This window comes from Agromyces sp. NPDC060279 (assembly GCF_042726785.1).
Lineage (GTDB): Bacteria > Actinomycetota > Actinomycetes > Actinomycetales > Microbacteriaceae > Agromyces.
This window is the reverse complement of sequence record NZ_JBHXBK010000001.1, coordinates 1,606,267-1,622,009: the sequence shown is the minus strand read 5'-3', so window position 1 is coordinate 1,622,009 and position 15,743 is coordinate 1,606,267. Positions and strand designations below refer to the sequence as shown.

The window sequence follows — 15,743 nt, the reverse complement described above, 5'->3', positions numbered from 1 at the left end:
GCGGTGCCGTTCACCCCGCGGGGGAGACGACCCCGTGCTCGTACGCGTAGACCACGGCGTGCACGCGGTCGCGCAGGCCGAGCTTCATCAGCACCTTCGACACGTGGCTCTTCACCGTCGCCTCGCCGACCCACATGCGTCCGGCGATCTCGGCGTTGGACAGCCCCTCGGCGAGCAGCACGAGCACCTCGCGCTCCCGATCGGTCAGGGTGTCGAGCTCCGGCGGCGCGCTCGGGCGCGCGGGCGGGGCGGATGCCTCGTCGCCGGGGCCCGAGGCGGGAGCGGGCACGGCCGCGCCCGGGGCATCCGCGCCGCCAGCCCCGCCGCCCGCGGCGAGTACGCCGTGCCGGCGCGCCGCCTCGATCACCCGCCGGGTGACGTCGGGCGCGAGCAGCGCCTCGCCGCCGGCGAGCACCTGCACGGCGTCGATGAGCCGCTCCGGGCTGGAGTTCTTCAACAGGAAGCCGCTCGCGCCGGCCTCGAGCGCCGCGAAGAGGTAGTCCTCGCGGTCGAAGGTCGTGAGCACGAGCACGGCGGCGTCGACGCGCGGGTCGGCGGTCAGCCGGCGGGTGGCCTCGAGGCCGTCGACGTTCGGCATCTGCACGTCCATGCAGACGACGTCGGGCGCGAGCTCCAGGGTGCGGGCGACGGCGAGCTCGCCGTCCTCCGCCTCGCCGACGACCTCGATGCCGGGCTCCGAATCGAGGATCGTGCGGAAGCCGGCGCGCACCAGGCTCTGATCGTCCACCACGAGCACGCGGATCATCGGGCGTCTCCGTTCCTCTCGGGCCGCCGCCCGTCGTTCTGCAGCGGGAACGCCGCCCGCACGAGATAGCCGCCGCGCGCCCGCGGCCCGAGCTCGAGCTCCCCGCCCGTGGCCGCGACACGCTCGCGCATGCCGACGAGACCGAGCCCCGAGTCCTGCCCGCCGTCGCCCGCGCTGCGCCGCACGATCCCCGTGTTCGCGACCTCGAGCTCGACGCGCTCAGCCGTCCAGCGGATGCGCACATCGGCGGTCGCCGCAGCCCCGGCGTGCTTGCGCACGTTCGTGAGCGCCTCCTGCGCGACCCGGTACGCGCTCGCCTCGACGAGGGTCGGCGCCTGGCGCGGTTCGCCGACCACCGCGAACGCGGTCGGCAGCCCGGCGGCGTTCGCCTCGGCGGCGAGGGCCTCGATCTGGGCGATGCCGAGCGTGCTGGCGGTGGGCTCCGGCTCGCCGTCGGCGCGCAGCGTGCCGAGCAGGGCGTGCAGCTCGGTCACGGCCTCGCGGGAGCTCGTCTCGATCGCCGAGAGCGCGTCGGCCGCGCCATCCGGGTTCGAGGAGAGCACCCGCCGCGCCGCCCCCGCCTGCACCCCGATCACCGAGACGTGGTGAGCGACCACGTCGTGCAGCTCCCGGGCGATGCGCACGCGCTCGAGGGCGACCGCCTGTCGCCGGGAGCGCTCGCGCTCTGTGGCGAGCTCGGCCGTGCGCTGCTCGAGGGCCGCTCGCTCGCGTGCCGAGCGGTAGTTCGCGTCCCCGAAGTACCAGGCGCCGCCGAAGTACAGCAGATTGGTCAGCACGTTCACGAGGCCGTACGCCAGGTACGGGGAGAAGACGCCGTCACGGCCGAGCTCGGGCGCCACCTCCTGCACCGTCGAGAAGTAGATGAGTGACCAGAGCAGCCAGCTGAACATCGCGAGGACGATCGCGAGCCGCACGACGAACGCGCGCCGGCGGCTGCGCCCCCACGCCCCGACCGTGTAGATCGCGATGAACAGGGCGATGTTGCTGAACAGGGCCTCGCTGACGTACAGCACCGCGCCGGCGACGAACGCGGCGGAGGCGACGACCGCGATGACGTCCGGGAAGCGCCGCCGCAGCGCCAAGGGCAGCGTCATCGCCGCGGCCCAGCTGAGCGAGGCCCACCACGGCCCGTCCTGGTTGTAGCCCGCCGCCCGGTACAGCACGAGGCTCGCCGCGCTCGCCGCGGCGAGCACCAGGGCGAGCAGCAGGTCGTTGCGCAGCTGCCGTCGGGTCGGCCCCTGCCGGACCCACTCCACGCCCTCGAGCACGGGCTGGGTCGGGGGCGGCGGCTGCATCCCTTCACGCTATCGGGGCGGATGCCTCGGGGCATCCGCCGTGCGGGGGAGCCGCGCCCCGGCCCCCATCTCTCTCCTCCCTCCCCCCACCCCCGGTTGGACCCGCTCTGCGGGAGGAGATTGTGCCCGACGGAGGGGCATTAGGCCGGGAATCTCCTCCCCGGCGGCCGAACTCCTCCCGCACGGAGTAGCGAGAGGAGCGAAGGGAGTTCCGGATGTCGGCGGCGGTGAGTACCCTCGCACCGTGGACGAGCAGCGGAGCCCGACCGCCGAGAAGGGCACGGCGCAGATCGCGCCAGCCCCGCCTGCGAACGGCATGCGCACCTTCGCGCAGGTGCTCGTGAACACGATGGTGGCGAACGTCACGACGAGCTTCCTCTGGTTCGCGCTCACCTTCTGGGTCTACCTCGAGACGGAGTCGGTGCTCGCGACCGGCATCATCGGCGGGGCGTACATGCTCCTCATCGCCTTCTTCTCGATGCTGTTCGGCACCATCGTCGACCGGCACCGCAAGTACCGGGTCATGATGCTGTCGAGCATCGTCACCCTGGCGGCGTTCGCCATCGCGGGGCTGCTCTACCTGCTGCAGCCCGAGCGGGTCCTGCTCGATCTCGGCGGGCCGTGGTTCTGGGTGTTCACGGGCGTCATCCTGTTCGGCGCGGTCGTCGAGCACCTGCGCAACATCGCCCTGTCGACCACGGTCACGTTGCTGGTGCCCGTCGAACGGCACGCCAACGCGAACGGCCTGGTCGGCACCGTGCAGGGGCTCGCGTTCATCGTCACGAGCGTGTTCTCCGGGCTCGCGATCGGCCTCCTCGGCATGGGCGGCACCATGATCATCGCGGTGGGGCTGACCTTCGTCTCGCTGCTGCACCTGCTGTTCGTGCGCATCCCCGAGGCGAAGCCCGTGGCCGAGGAGGGCCGCCCGCCGGCCATCGACTTCCGCGGCAGCATCGCGGCGATCCGTCAGGCGCCCGGGCTGTTCGCGCTCATCCTGTTCTCGACCTTCAACAACCTCATCGGCGGCGTCTACATGGCGCTGATGGACCCGTACGGCCTGACGCTCTTCGAGGTGGAGTGGTGGGGCGTCGTCTTCGGCATCGCGTCGACGGGGTTCATCGTCGGCGGCGTGATCATCGCGACGTGGGGGCTCGGTCGCAATCCGATCCGCACGATGCTCCTGGTCGTCATCGGCATGGGGCTGCTCGGCGCGTTCTTCACCGTGCGCGAGTGGTGGTGGCTGTACGCGGTCGGCATCTGGCTCTACATGGCACTCGTGCCGGCCGTCGAGGCCGCCGAGCAGACCGTCATCCAGAAGGTCGTGCCGTTCACCAGGCAGGGGCGCGTCTTCGGCTTCGCGGCGGCGTTCGAGGCCGCGGCGGCGCCGATCACGGCGTTCCTGATCGCGCCGATCGCCCAGTTCTGGATCATCCCGTTCATGCGCTCCGACGCCGGGTACGAGACCTGGGGATGGCTCCTCGGCGACGGGGAGGCGCGCGGCATCGCGCTCGTGTTCCTCGTGAGCGGCCTCGCGACGGCGGCCCTCGGCCTGGGCGCCTTCGCCACCCGGGCGTACCGCACGCTCTCGGCCGGCTACCGCACCGCCGAGGCGACGACGCCCGCTGAAGCGCAGGCCGGGGAAGCAGCGGCGCAGCCCGCCGCCCCCGATTCCCGCTAGCGCGCCAGCCGGTACGTGAGCCCGAGGTGCCCGGTCGGGAAGCTCACCACGTGGTCGAGCTCCAGGCGTTGCAGGGCGGGCGCGTCCGGCGTGAACGAGCGCCCGGCGCCGAGCAGCACCGGCACCACGCGCAGGCGCAGCGCGCCCGCGAGCTGCAGACTGCCCCAGACGATCACGTGCTCGCGCTCCGCCTTCAGCGCCGCGACCGACTCCGCCGGTTCGCCGCGCAGCAGCGTCGCCTCGCCGTCGCCCCAGGGCGCCCGCTCGAGCGTGTTCGACACGACCAACTTCGGCAGCCGGGCGATCGGCTCGGCGACGGGCTGCGTCGCGGGGTCGGCGACGGGCCAGTACTCGGCGAACATCCGGTAGCTGTTCGCACCGAGGAGGATCGCGTCGACGTCCTCGAGGTAGGCGAGCTGGTCGTCGTCGGTCACGTCGAAGGCGGGCACTGCCTCGACGAAATCGAGCCCGCCGTGCTCGTCGGCCGCGTAGCCGTCGGCGGAGACGATCTGCTCGAGCGTGAGGCGGCCCATCAGCGCGCTCCGCCCGCGAGATGCTCGTCGAGCACGTCGAACGCGGAGGTCCAGCCGTCGTAGACGTTGTCGTCGCCGGGGCCCGCGTCGATGCCGACGAGGTGGAACAGCATCTCGGTGCGCTCCCCGTCGAGCTCGCGCAGCAGCACCGTGATGAGCGGGGCCTCCTCGTCGGCATCCCCCGGCGAGCCCCAGGTGAACACGAGCCGCTCGGGCGGCCGCACCTCCCGGTAGACGCCGGCGGTGGGGTAGCGGGAGCCGTCCTCGGGGTTCACCATCGTGTAGCGGTACCGTCCGCCGGGTCGCACGTCGAGCTCGAGGCTGCCCTCCTCGACGTCGATGCCGCGCGGGTGCCACCAGGCGCCCGCCCGCTCCGGCTCGGTCCAGGCGCGCCAGACGAGCTCGCGCGGGGCGTCGAGGATGCGGGTGATCGTGAACTGCGGTCGGTCGTCAGGCTCGGTCATCGCCGGTTCCCTTCAGTCGGCGGAGCTGCTCGTCGAGCAGATCGAAGCGCTCGTTCCACTCGCCGCGGTGACGTTCGACCCAGTCGGATGCCTCGTCGAGGGGCTCCGTGCGCAGGGTGCAGCTGCGCCACTGGGCCTGTGCGGTCCGTTCGATGAGGCCGGCGCGTTCGAGCACCTTCAGGTGCTGCGAGATCGCAGGCCGGCTGATCGCGAACGGCTCGGCGAGCTCCCCGACGGTCGCGGCGCCCGAGCGGAGCCGCGAGAGCATCGCGCGGCGCGTGGGATCGGCGAGGGCCTGGAAGACGAGGCTGAGCTGGTCGGTCATGTGAGCAACTCCTTAATTAAGGATTTGCTTACGTTATGCCGACGGCGGAGCGCTGTCAAGGCATCCGCCCCGAATGCCGGCCGCTACTTGCGCTTCTCGGCGCGGTCCTTCAAGAAGATGAGCGGCAGCAGCCAGCCGCCGAGCGCCGTGATGATCCACACGATGAGCGTCGCGAGCACCCAGGTGACCGCGCCGTCGATGTGGATGCCGCCCGGGAAGAGCGAGGCGATGAGCAGCGCGAGGAAGGTCGTCACCAGGCCGATGCCGCCCAGCACGGCCGAGGCGTACTGCCGGGCGAGGTTGAAGACGAAGGGGCCGAGGATCGCCTGCGCCACCGAGAACACGATGATCGCGACGAAGAAGCCTCCCCACTCCAGGTGAAAGTCCGGCAGCACCCACGACGCGACGAGGAGGCCGAGGGCGGCCGTCACGAGCGAGATCGCCAGTCGGATCAGAAAGCGCACCATGGCGCGAGCGTAGCGTGCGGGGCGTCCTCGGCGGGGGTTCTGCTTCGACCTTCGCTCACGGGGCGGGGCGAAATGCCCCCCTTGCAGGGGGAGGATCCCTCGCCTACGGTGGAAAGGGATGCCCCGATCGCGCGACGTTCCTCGTGCGCCGCGTCCCGAGCGGACCCGGCGCAGCGCGGGGACCACGAACGCGAGTGGCACGAAGCCGGGCGCCGAGCTGCACTCCAGGCACGCGCATCGGGACCGTCCGGCGCGAGCCTCGGGCCCCATGATCGCGATCGCCGCGGCCGGCGTCGCCGTGCTCTGCACCGTCGGTGCGGTCGTCGGCGTGCACGCGGCGATCGGCGACAACGACGGCCCCGCCGTGCAATTCGCCCACCGCGGCGTCGACCTCCGGCCCGATGCGGAGCGCGGCGGGGCGACCGGCCAGAGTGACGGCACCGCCGCCGGCTCCCCCGAGACGCCGGCGCCGACGGCTCCGCCCGAGGCCCCATCCACCCCGCTGCCGACCCTGCCCGCTCCGAAGCCCTCGCCCGAGCCCGCGCCGAGCCCCCGCCCGGAGCGGCCGTCGCCGACGCCCCCGTCGCCGAAGCCGACCCCGTCGACCCCGCCGAAGAACCCCTACCTCGACCCGGCCGACCCGCGCTTCGTCTCCGAAGCCGACCGGGCCGCGTGGTCGGCCGGGCAGCGGGCGGTGCGCGCGTGCATGGCCGAGGCGGGCTTCGAGTACCGCGAGTGGGAGTGGTGGAACGGCGGCACCCCGAAGCCCGCGGGGCTCGACGGACCGCGGGACGCCGCGTGGCGCGTCGCCCTCCAGGGCGATGAGGGCACCGCGGGCTGCGCCGCCGAGGCGGGCGACGCGCCGACGATCCCGCCGGAGGCCGTGCCGCCGGGCCTCAGCCCCGAGCCCGCGCCGCCGACGGAGACGCCCGGCTCCGGTGCCGGTCCCGATTCCGGTGCGCCGCCCGCGAGCGGTGCGCCGCCCGCGAGCGGGGCGCCCGCCCCGGGGGCCATCGAGTCGCCCGACTCCATCGAACCGCCGGCCGAGTAGCCCGGGCGGGCCGCGGTTCAGCCCGCGAGCGCGTCCTCGGCGACGAGCGGCTCGATCCACTCGAAGACCGGCTCCAGGGCGTCGCGCCGCAGATGGTGCAGCGTGGCCTGGTCGACGCGGCGGGCCTTCACGAGGCCGCTGCGGCGGAGGATGTCGAGGTGGCGCGAGGCGGTCGAACGGGAGACCTCGATGCGCTCGGCGAGGTCGGTGATCGACACCCAGTGGGCGCCGTTGAGCGCCTCGAGGATGTGCCGCCGCACGGGATGCGCGATGGCGTCGAAGACGGAAGAACGTTGACGGAGCACGGGCGCTCTCCTCTCTGAGACCCGCAGCGAGCCTAGCCGAACGCTGCCGCCCCGCTCACTCCGCCGTGAGCGTCTCCACGCGGCCGTTGAGCGACGCGGCATCCTCGTGCCAGAGCGCGACGACCCGCTCGGCGAAGCGGTCCTCGAGCCCCTCGAGCGCCTTCACCCGGAAGGTGACGGCCGCGCCGCGGTCGCCGGCCTTGCCGAGTCCCTGCGCCACGCTCTGCATCCACGACTCGCTCGCGGCCTTCACCGCGGTGTAGTTGGCGCCGCCCGCAGTGGGGTGCTCCACGGTCGTCGAGGAGATCATCGTGATTCGGCCCGCGGAGGAGCCGACGAGGTCGTCCCACAGTGCGCGGCTCAGGTGGCGCAGCGCGGAGAAGGAGCGCTCGAGCACGCGGTAGTCCTCCTCGGTCTGCCCGGGGAGCCCGCCGCCGCCCCGCCAGCCGCCGACGAGGTGTACGACACCGTCGACATCGCCGACGCGGCCGTGTACCCGCATCGCGAGCGGCCAGACCTGCTGCTGATCGGTGAGGTCGGCGAGCTCGGTCACGAGCCCGGGGAACTCGGCCGCCATCGCCTCGAGCCGCCCCCGGTCGCTACCGACCGCGACCACCACGGCGCCCGCGTCGAGCAGGGCGCGCGCCACGGCGCGGCCCGAGGCGCTCGTCGCGCCCGCGATCAGCACGACCCGGCCCGCGGGCCCCTTCGTCGAGTCATCCACCATGTCGTTCTCCATCCGTGCGCTCCGTGCGTGCTCCATCGAAAGCGAATCACCCCGAGCGCCGGAACGGAAGCTCCGTGCGCTCGGGGTGATCCGGTGAATCCAGGGCTCAGGCCTCGGCGTCGCCCGTGATGCCGACCGTCGACTCGATGACCGGCTTCATCTTCTTGTCGAGGGCCTCGAAGAACATCGACAGCGGGAACTCGTCGTCCATCACGAGGTCGGTGTAGCCCTTCGGTGGACCGGCGAGCACCTCGCGCGGCAGGCCCTCGGCCCACACCGACGCGGGGTTCGGCGTGACCACCGAGGAGACGAGCTCGTAGGCCTTCAGCCAGTGCACCGTCTTCGGGCGGTCGATCGACTCCCAGTACAGCTGGTCGATCGCGTCGCCGAGCTCGACGACCGCGTCGGCGACGGCGTCCCAGTCGAAGCTCAGCTCGACGTCGCGCCACTCGAGCACGTGCTTGCGGTGCAGCCAGGCGAACAGCAGCTGCCCGCCGAGGCCGTCGTAGTTGCGCACCCGGCTGCCGGTGATCGCGAAGCGGAAGATGCGGTCGAAGATGACCGCGTACTGCACGAGCTTGCCGGTGGAGCGCATCTGCTCCTCGACCTCGGTGAGCTCCTCGCCGGCCGCGAGGCGGGCGTCGAGCCCGCGCTGGATCTTCACCGACTCGCGGAACGCGGTCAGGTCGCAGCGAAGCTCCTCCAGCGAGTACAGGAAGAACGGCATCCGCTGCTTGATCATGAACGGGTCGAACGGCAGGTCGCCGCGCATGTGGGTGCGGTCGTGGATGATGTCCCACATCACGAAGGTACGCTCGGCCAGCTGCTGGTCGTCGAGGAGGCTCGCGGCGTCCTCGGGCAGTTCGAGCTTCGTGATCTCGCTCGCCGCGCGCACAACGCGGCGGTAGCGGGCAGCCTCGCGGTCCTGGAAGATCGCGCCCCAGGTGAAGGGCGGGATCTCGCGCATCGCGACCGTCTCGGGGAAGAGCACCGCCGAGTTCGTGTCGTAGCCGGGCGTGAAGTCGACGAGGCGCAGGCTCACGAAGAGCTTGTTGCCGTAGTCGCCGGCTTCGAGCGCGGCGATGAACTCCGGCCAGATGGTCTCGACGACGAGCGCCTCGACGTGCCGATCGGACGAGCCGTTCTGCGTGACCATCGGGAACACGACGAGGTGGCGGATGCCGTCGACGCGGTGCCGCTGCGGCTGGAACTCGACGAGGGAGTCGAGGAAGTCGGGGACGCCGAAGCCGGCGCCCTGCCAGGCGCGGAAATCGGCCTGCAACGCCGTGAGGTACGCGGCCTCGTGCGGGAAGCGCGGGGCGAGCGCGGCGACGGACTCGACGATCGTGTCGACGAGCGCGGATGCCTCGGGGCGGTCGGTCTCGACCGGCACCGAGCCGTCCTTCACCTGGAGCGCCTGCAGCCGGGTCGCCGCGTCCTTCAGCGCCAGCCAGGCGGGGTCGTGCTCGACCCCGGCCGCGAGGGCCATCGTCTCCGGCGTGACCGCGTCCTCCAGGACCTCGGGTTCGCCAACGATGGTGTCAAGAGTGGTCTGTGACATTCGGAACCTCCCGTCGTCGTGGTGGTCTGCGGCAGCGCAGAATCGCCGCCCATCCCAGGGTAGGCGCACGCGCTCCGCGATTGGTTGCGGTGCGACGCGGGAATATTGCGCCGATCAAACAATCCGCGCTGGCGATCGCCTGCCCGCACACGATTCCGATAGCGGGCGCATAGGGGATGCATAGCGAGCGTGCGTACCGTCGCTCGAGGCCGGGCGACGGACTCCTCCGCACTGGCCCGGCGCGCCGGCATCCGACTCGGCGTCCGCCGAATTCGACCAGACGAAACGAGTCCCTCATGACCCACTCCCGCCCCTCCGCCGCCGTCGCGCTCGTCGTGCCGACGATCGCCCTCGCCGGCTCCGCCGTCGTGACGGTGATCGGCGCGATGTGGACGTCGCAGGCGAACGCCACGCTCACCGCCGCGCTCACGAGCGGCACCGGCACCGCCGTCGACGTCTACGGCAGCCAGTCGGAGATCGTCGTGTCGTCGGGACTGCTCACCGGCGGCATCGTCGGCCTCGTCGTCTCGCTCGCGCTGTTCGCCGTGCTGATCGGCTTCGGCGCGCTGTCGCGGCGCGCGTCCGTGCCCGCACTCGTCGCCGAGTCCGCCGAGTTCGAGCCGGTCGTCGTCGAGGAGACCGTCGTCGAGGAGGTCGTCGTGGAGGCGGCCGCGCCGGCCGAGCCCACCGCCGACGCGCCCGACCCCGCCGACCCGGCCGACCCCGCCGACGCGCCCGACCCCGCCGCGCCGCGCGCCTGATCGGGCCACGCACACAACTCAGGAACGCCCGGCCGGCAGCCGCGTGAGCACGCGGGCGCGCCGCCGGGCGTTCCGCATATCCGCCGGATGTTCCTGAGTTGTGCAGCGGCGGCGGCGGGTACCGTGCAGGGATGACCGAACTGCGCACCGCCGCCGAGGTGCGGGCCGCGCTCGCCGCGGCATCCTCGCCCGAGCGCGCCGCCGGGGCGGCCCGCTTCTTCAAGACGGGCCCCGGGGAGTACGCCGAGGGCGACGTCTTCATCGGGGTCACCGTGCCCGCGACGCGCGCCATCGTGCGACGCTCGCTCGCGCTGCCGCCCGCGGAGACCGCGGAGCTCGTCGCCAGCCCGATCCACGAGGAACGCCTCGCCGGGCTCCTCGTCATGGTCGAGCGCTTCCGCCGGGCCGGGCGGCCGCGCGGTCGCGGCGAGGCCGTACGGCGGGCCGAGCACGAGGCGTACCTCGAGGCCGTGCGCGCCGGCCGGGTCGACAACTGGGACCTCGTCGACGCGAGCGCCGAGGTGCTCGTCGGCGAGGTCGTCTCCCCCGCGCCGGGCGCCGAACCGCTGCCGCCGCTCATCGCGGAGCTTGCGGCATCCGCCTCGCTCTGGCAGCGCCGGGTCGCCGTGCTCGCGACCTTCGCCGCGATCAAGGGCGGGGATGCCGCGCCCACCCTCGCCGTCGCCGAAATGCTCCTCGACGACCGCGAACCGCTCCTGCACAAGGCCGTCGGCTGGATGCTGCGCGAGGTGGGCAAGCGGGTCGACCGGGCCGCGCTCACCGGGTTCCTCGACCGCTTCGCCGCGCGGATGCCGCGCACCATGCTGAGCTACGCGTGCGAGCACCTCTCTCCCGAGGAGCGGGCCCGCTACCGCGCGCTGCGCTGAACGGGGTGGTGCGCGCCCGGCCGCGGGTGCAGGCTGGAGCGGGGCGCGGCGCCGGTTCGGTGCCGCCTCGGCGCAGGAAGGACCGCACCATGCAGATCGAACCCATCCACCACGAGCCGCCGTACCGGGTCGGCGTGTTCATCGGCAGCCTCGCGAGCGACTCGATCAACCGCCTCCTCGCGACGGCGCTCGAGCGGCTGGCTCCGCCGGAGCTGGAGTTCCACGAGATCGTCTACCGCGAGCTGCCGCTGTACAGCCGGGACTACGACGCCGACTACCCGCAGGTCGCCCGCGACTTCAAGGCGGCCATTCAGGACTCCGACGCACTGCTGTTCGTCACGCCCGAGTACAACCGCTCGCTGCCCGGCCCGCTCAAGAACGCGATCGACTGGGCGAGCCGGCCCTGGGGGCAGAACGTGCTCACCGGGCGGCCGAGCGCGGTGATCGGCGCGTCGACCGGGGCGATCGGCACCGCGGTCGCGCAGCAGAGCCTGCGCAGCATCCTGAGCTTCTCGAACGCGCCGCAGATGAACTCGCCCGAGGCCTACCTGCAGTTCACGCCGGGGCTGATCGGCCCGGACGGGCAGGTGACCGTCGAGAGCACCGAGGAGTTCCTGGCGACGTTCATGCGGCGCTTCCTGGAGTTCACGACGCGCGTGCTCACGGTGCTGCCGCGCCCCGACTGAGCCTCACCCCGACTGACGCTCACCCCGACTGGCTCTCACCCCGACTGACCCTCACCCGACTTGCCCAACTTTCATGAAAGTCGGGCAAGTCGGAAGGGTGCGAGTCCCTTCAGCGCCGTCCGCGGCTCAGGCCCACTTGCGCACGGCCCAGCGCTCGAACAGGCCGACGACCGCGTCGGTCAGCTTGCCGAGCACGGCGAGCAGGATGATCGCGAGGATGATGCGGTCGATCCGGCCGTTGTTGCCCGAGTCGACGAGCAGGAAGCCGAGTCCCATCGAACTGGCGATGAGCTCCGCGGCGACGAGGAACAGCCACGACTGCGCGAGCGCGAGCCGCAGCGCCGAGACGACCGAGGGCACCGCCGCGGGCAGCTGCACGACCGAGAGCAGCCGCACGCCGCGCAGGCCGAACGCCCGGCCGGCCTCCAGCAGCTGCCGGTCGACGTGCCGCAGCGCCGCCGCGACGATCGTGTACACGGGGAAGAAGGCGCCGATCGCGATGAGCACGACCTTCGACTCCTCGCCGATCTTCAGCCACAGGATGAGCAGCGGCACCCAGGCGAGCGAGGGCACCGCGCGGATCGCGCCGAGCGTCGGCGAGAGCAGGATGTCGCCGAGCTTCGAGAGTCCCACGACGGCACCGACGACGAGGCCGAGCGCGGCGCCGACGGCGAAGCCGACGAACACGCGCTGCGTCGAGATCGCGATGTAGAGGCCGAGCAGGCCGCGCTCGGCGAGGTCGACCCCGGCCGTCCACACCATCTCCGGGCTCGGCAGCATCGAGACGGGCACGGCGCCCGAGGTCGAGGCGAGCTGCCAGGCGACGAGCAGCACGAGGGGGAGCAGCGCCCCGCCCGCGATGCGGAACCAGCGCCGGTCGACGAGGCGGCGGCGCGGAGAGACGGCGGATGCCTCGCGCCGGTCGATCCCGGAGACGCCGAGCGGCCCCGCGGCGACCGCGAGGCCGCCGTCCGCGACGGGCGCGTTCGACTGCCGGTCGACCGAGGTCACGCCCGAGCTCACGCCCGCGCGCCCGTCCTCGGCGCCGGCGCGGCCGGTGCCGGGGTCGGTGCTCGTGAGCGCGTTCCCGCGCGAGGCATCCGCCGTCATCGGATCCGCCTTACTCGAAGCGCGACGCGTCCGCCTTGGCGGCGAACGTGTCGTTCACGATCGAGGCGAGCGCCTCGTCGACCTGCTGCTGGCTGGCGACGTCGCCGAGCTCGACGAAGATCGGGCCGATCTTCTCGAGCACCGCGATCTGCGCATCCCCGGGCACGTGGTCGACGTCGAGGTTCGTGCGCTCGTCGATCACCTTGGTGGCCACGGCGAGGTCGAGGCCCGCGACGTCGGCGAGGATCTGCGCGGTCTCCTCGGGGTTCTCCTCGGCCCACTGGCGGGCGTGCTCGTAGGCGTCGACGACGGCCTGGGCGACCTCGGGCTTGTTCTGGATGAAGTCCTCCGTGGCGTTCAGGAAGCCGTAGGAGTTGAAGTCGACGTTGCGGGAGAAGAGGCTCGCGCCCTGCTCCTCGGCACCGGCCATGATCGGGTCGAGGCCCGCCCACGCCTGCACCGAGCCGTTCTGCAGCGCGGCCCAGCCGTCGGCGTGCTGGAGGTTCTGCACGGTGATGTCGGACGGCTGGAGACCCTCGGCCTCGAGCGACTGCAGCAGGAAGAAGTACGGGTCGGTGCCCTTCGTCGCGGCGACCTGCTTGCCCTTCAGATCGGCGACCGAGGAGATCCCGGTGCCGTCGACCGTGACGAGCGCGGCCCACTCGGGCTGCGAGAAGAGGTCGATGACCTGGATGGGCGAGCCGTTCGAGCGGGCCAGCAGCGCCGCGGAGCCGGCGGTCGAGCCGACCTCGATCGCCCCGGCGCGCAGCGCCTCGTTCGCCTTGTTCGAGCCGGCCGACTGCACCCAGGTGACGTCGAGCCCGGCGTCCTCGAGCCAGCCCTGGTCCTTGATGACGAGGCTCAGCGGGTTGTAGGTGGCGAAGTCGATCGCGAGGGTCTGGCCCTCGAGCGAGCCGGACTCGGCGCTCGGGGCCGGCTCGGCGGCCTGGCCCTCGCCGGCGACGCAGCCGGAGAGCAGCAGGGCGCTCGCGGCGGCGCCCGCGACGAGCGCGGTGCGGATGAGACTGGTGCGGGACATGTGACTCCTCGGGGGTGGGATGCAGACGGGGCCCGGCGCGCTCAGTAGGGGAACGCCGGGATGGTGCTGGTGGACTGGATGCCGCGGGCGGCGCCGTGCCGGTCGATGCCGAGCCCGTCGAGCAGGCGGCCGCGGAGCTCGGCGAGCTCGGCGGAGCCGCGGTCGCGGGGCCGGGTGCCGGGCACGACGACGGTCTGGCGGATGCCCGCGCCCGGCGTCGCGTCGGTGTCCGCCTCGGTGCCGAGCACGACGATGCGGTCGGCGAGCTGCAGCGCCTCGTCGACGTCGTGGGTGACGAGGAGCACCGTGGTGGGCTCGGCGGCGTGGATCTCGAGTAGCAGGTCCTGCATGCGCAGCCGGGTGAGCGCATCGAGCGCGCCGAACGGTTCGTCGAGCAGCAGCACGTGCGGCGAACGGGCGAGCGCCCGGGCGAGCGAGGTGCGCTGCGCCATCCCCCCGGAGATCTCGCGCGGCCGGTGCTCGGCGAACTCGGCGAGTCCGACGAGCTCGAGCAGGCGGGCGACGTGCGCCCGGCCCGCGGCGCGCGCGGTGCCGCGGGGCAGGCCGAGGGCGACGTTCTGGGCGACGGTGCGCCAGGGCAGCAGGCGGGGCTCCTGGAAGCCGATCGCGCTGCGCGTGTCGTAGTCGGCGACGGGGCTGCCGGCGATCGTCACCCGACCGCTCGTCGGCCGGTCGAGGCCGCCCGCGATGCGCAGCAGCGTCGACTTGCCGCAGCCGCTCGGGCCGAGGATCGCGAGGATCTCACCCGCCTCGACGACGAGGTCGACGTCGCGGAGCACCGGCCGGGCGCCCGCGGCGGTCGGGAACGCGCGACCGAGGCCGCGGAACTCCACGGGCAGCGCGGCTGCGCTCGTGCTCGTCGGCGTCGCTGGCATCTGGGCTCCCGGGTCCCGGGCTCGCCGGAACCGATCGGCGGCGCCCATCGGGGGAGATCAGCGCGCAGGGCGGTGGTGGATGCCCCGACGGTACCCAGCCCGCGCCCGCGCTGTCAGCCCGTCACGACCCATGGCGTAACACGGGGCGTGCGGAGCCGGCGGGATCGTCAGCCGAAGATCATCGGCAGGTCGCCGTCGTCGTCGCCGCCGAGGTCGAGCTCGACGAGCACCGGCACGTGGTCGCTCGGGGCGTCGCCCTTGCGCTCGTCGCGGTGGATCGACGCGCTCGTGACGGCCTCGGCGAAGGCCTCGGAGCCGAGGATGAAGTCGATGCGCATGCCCTCGTTGCGGGGGAAGCGGAGCTGCTTGTAGTCCCAGTAGGTGTACAGGCCCTCGGGCACGCGGGCGCGCACCACGTCGCTGACGCCGGCGTTCTCGAGCGTGAAGAACGCCTCGCGCTCGGCGGGGGAGACGTGCGTCGTCTGGCCGACGATCACGGTGGGGTCGCCGTTGTCGACGTCGAGCGGGGCGACGTTGAAGTCGCCCATGAGCGCGAACGGCACCTCGGGGTGCGCGCTCGTCTGGGCACGGGTGTACTCGGTGAGCGCCGCGAACCAGTCGAGCTTGTAGGTGTAGTGCGGGTCGCCGAGGGCGCGGCCGTTCGGCACGTAGAGGCTCCACACCCGCACGCCGTCGACGGTCGCGCCGATCGCCCGCGCCTCGCGGGGTAGATCGGGTCCCTCGTGCCCCTTCAGGAAGCCGGGCATGCCGGGGAACTCGTGCTCGACGTCGTGGATGGGCGCACGGCTCGCGATCGCGACGCCGTTCCACTGGTTGAGTCCGTGGATCGCGAGCTCGTAGCCGGCCTGCTCGAACGCCTCGTGCGGGAACTGCTCGGGCTTGCACTTAATCTCCTGCATCGCGAGCACGTCGACGTCTTCGCGCACCATCCAGTCGACGACACGGCCGACGCGGGTGCGGATCGAGTTGACGTTCCAGGTGGCGATGCGCATGGGATCCAGCGTATCCGCCGCGTCCGACGCCACCGGCACCGACGGCAGCGGGGGGGGGGGGCCGGGGGGACACCGGGGACCCCCCCAAGCGGGTCTTGTTGGGAAAGTATTCCAGAGCTCGCAAAAGAGGGCTTTAAGAAGGGATCAAGCCAGTGGGA

18 protein-coding genes are annotated in these 15,743 nt (G+C 72.6%); 5 read left to right on the top strand and 13 right to left on the bottom strand.

The genetic code is table 11. From position 1 onward, the window contains the following. Positions 1-10 precede the first annotated feature (10 nt). On the bottom strand, positions 11-766 hold the full coding sequence (locus tag ACFWE1_RS07680; RefSeq protein WP_376932867.1) for a response regulator: 756 nt from the start codon (positions 764-766) through the stop codon (positions 11-13). Then, on the bottom strand, positions 763-2,082 hold the full coding sequence (locus ACFWE1_RS07675) for a sensor histidine kinase (RefSeq protein ID WP_376932866.1): 1,320 nt from the start codon (positions 2,080-2,082) through the stop codon (positions 763-765). Before ACFWE1_RS07675 ends, ACFWE1_RS07680 begins: the two co-directional genes overlap by 4 nt. A gap of 316 nt (positions 2,083-2,398) precedes the next feature. On the opposite strand from ACFWE1_RS07675, the gene ACFWE1_RS07670 reads away from it, so the two are divergent. Beyond that, positions 2,399-3,760: an MFS transporter gene (locus ACFWE1_RS07670; RefSeq protein ID WP_376933081.1), complete on the top strand. Its 1,362-nt coding sequence runs from the start codon at positions 2,399-2,401 to the stop codon at positions 3,758-3,760. Here the strand turns inward: ACFWE1_RS07670 and ACFWE1_RS07665 are convergent. The 4 genes from ACFWE1_RS07665 to ACFWE1_RS07650 form a co-directional block, all read right to left on the bottom strand. Beyond that, complete coding sequence (locus tag ACFWE1_RS07665) at positions 3,757-4,293, bottom strand: dihydrofolate reductase family protein (protein WP_376932865.1); 537 nt, start codon at positions 4,291-4,293, stop codon at positions 3,757-3,759. The two genes, ACFWE1_RS07670 and ACFWE1_RS07665, sit on opposite strands and share 4 nt — an antisense overlap. Beyond that, positions 4,293-4,757, bottom strand: coding sequence for an SRPBCC domain-containing protein (locus tag ACFWE1_RS07660; RefSeq protein ID WP_376932864.1), 465 nt, complete (start codon positions 4,755-4,757; stop codon positions 4,293-4,295). The genes ACFWE1_RS07665 and ACFWE1_RS07660 overlap by 1 nt, the downstream gene beginning before the upstream one ends. Further along, positions 4,744-5,082, bottom strand: a complete 339-nt coding sequence (locus ACFWE1_RS07655) for an ArsR/SmtB family transcription factor (protein ID WP_376932863.1) — start codon at positions 5,080-5,082, stop codon at positions 4,744-4,746. The genes ACFWE1_RS07660 and ACFWE1_RS07655 overlap by 14 nt, the downstream gene beginning before the upstream one ends. Before the next feature lie 83 nt (positions 5,083-5,165). Beyond that, complete coding sequence (locus ACFWE1_RS07650; protein ID WP_376932862.1) at positions 5,166-5,549, bottom strand: phage holin family protein; 384 nt, start codon at positions 5,547-5,549, stop codon at positions 5,166-5,168. Between the two features lie 268 nt (positions 5,550-5,817). Between ACFWE1_RS07650 and ACFWE1_RS07645 the strand changes: the two genes are divergently transcribed. Beyond that, entirely contained in the window at positions 5,818-6,600 is a 783-nt protein-coding gene (locus tag ACFWE1_RS07645) for a hypothetical protein (RefSeq protein WP_376932861.1), read from the top strand. 17 nt (positions 6,601-6,617) lie between these two features. Here the strand turns inward: ACFWE1_RS07645 and ACFWE1_RS07640 are convergent, their stop codons facing one another. The 3 genes from ACFWE1_RS07640 to ACFWE1_RS07630 all read right to left on the bottom strand — a co-directional run bounded on the left by ACFWE1_RS07640 (position 6,618) and on the right by ACFWE1_RS07630 (position 9,193). Beyond that, complete coding sequence (locus ACFWE1_RS07640) at positions 6,618-6,905, bottom strand: helix-turn-helix transcriptional regulator (protein ID WP_243570201.1); 288 nt, start codon at positions 6,903-6,905, stop codon at positions 6,618-6,620. Positions 6,906-6,960: 55 nt separating this feature from the next. Next, the gene (locus tag ACFWE1_RS07635; protein WP_376932860.1) at positions 6,961-7,632 is read right to left on the bottom strand and encodes an SDR family NAD(P)-dependent oxidoreductase; all 672 of its coding nucleotides are present in this window, start codon (positions 7,630-7,632) and stop codon (positions 6,961-6,963) included. A gap of 106 nt (positions 7,633-7,738) precedes the next feature. Next, positions 7,739-9,193 carry a DUF6421 family protein gene (locus ACFWE1_RS07630; protein WP_376932859.1) on the bottom strand — a complete coding sequence of 485 codons (1,455 nt, stop codon included), beginning with the start codon at positions 9,191-9,193 and terminating at the stop codon, positions 7,739-7,741. 296 nt (positions 9,194-9,489) lie between these two features. Here ACFWE1_RS07630 and ACFWE1_RS07625 point away from each other — a divergent pair, with 296 nt between their 5' ends. The 3 genes from ACFWE1_RS07625 to ACFWE1_RS07615 all read left to right on the top strand — a co-directional run bounded on the left by ACFWE1_RS07625 (position 9,490) and on the right by ACFWE1_RS07615 (position 11,527). Next, complete coding sequence (locus ACFWE1_RS07625) at positions 9,490-9,954, top strand: hypothetical protein (RefSeq protein WP_376932858.1); 465 nt, start codon at positions 9,490-9,492, stop codon at positions 9,952-9,954. Between the two features lie 131 nt (positions 9,955-10,085). Next, positions 10,086-10,841: a DNA alkylation repair protein gene (locus ACFWE1_RS07620; protein ID WP_376932857.1), complete on the top strand. Its 756-nt coding sequence runs from the start codon at positions 10,086-10,088 to the stop codon at positions 10,839-10,841. A gap of 89 nt (positions 10,842-10,930) precedes the next feature. After that, positions 10,931-11,527 (top strand): NADPH-dependent FMN reductase, encoded by a 597-nt coding sequence (locus ACFWE1_RS07615; RefSeq protein ID WP_243570206.1) that lies wholly within the window; start codon positions 10,931-10,933, stop codon positions 11,525-11,527. Between the two features lie 126 nt (positions 11,528-11,653). Here ACFWE1_RS07615 and ACFWE1_RS07610 read toward each other — a convergent pair whose 3' ends face one another. The 4 genes from ACFWE1_RS07610 to ACFWE1_RS07595 all read right to left on the bottom strand — a co-directional run bounded on the left by ACFWE1_RS07610 (position 11,654) and on the right by ACFWE1_RS07595 (position 15,585). Beyond that, positions 11,654-12,637: an ABC transporter permease gene (locus ACFWE1_RS07610; RefSeq protein ID WP_376932856.1), complete on the bottom strand. Its 984-nt coding sequence runs from the start codon at positions 12,635-12,637 to the stop codon at positions 11,654-11,656. A 10-nt stretch (positions 12,638-12,647) separates the two neighbouring features. After that, a complete protein-coding gene (locus ACFWE1_RS07605) occupies positions 12,648-13,676 on the bottom strand; it encodes an aliphatic sulfonate ABC transporter substrate-binding protein (protein ID WP_376932855.1) in 1,029 nt (342 codons plus the stop codon). Positions 13,677-13,717: 41 nt separating this feature from the next. Next, on the bottom strand, positions 13,718-14,572 hold the full coding sequence (locus ACFWE1_RS07600; RefSeq protein WP_376932854.1) for an ABC transporter ATP-binding protein: 855 nt from the start codon (positions 14,570-14,572) through the stop codon (positions 13,718-13,720). A 167-nt stretch (positions 14,573-14,739) separates the two neighbouring features. Further along, a complete protein-coding gene (locus ACFWE1_RS07595) occupies positions 14,740-15,585 on the bottom strand; it encodes an exodeoxyribonuclease III (protein ID WP_376932853.1) in 846 nt (281 codons plus the stop codon). Positions 15,586-15,743 lie beyond the last annotated feature (158 nt).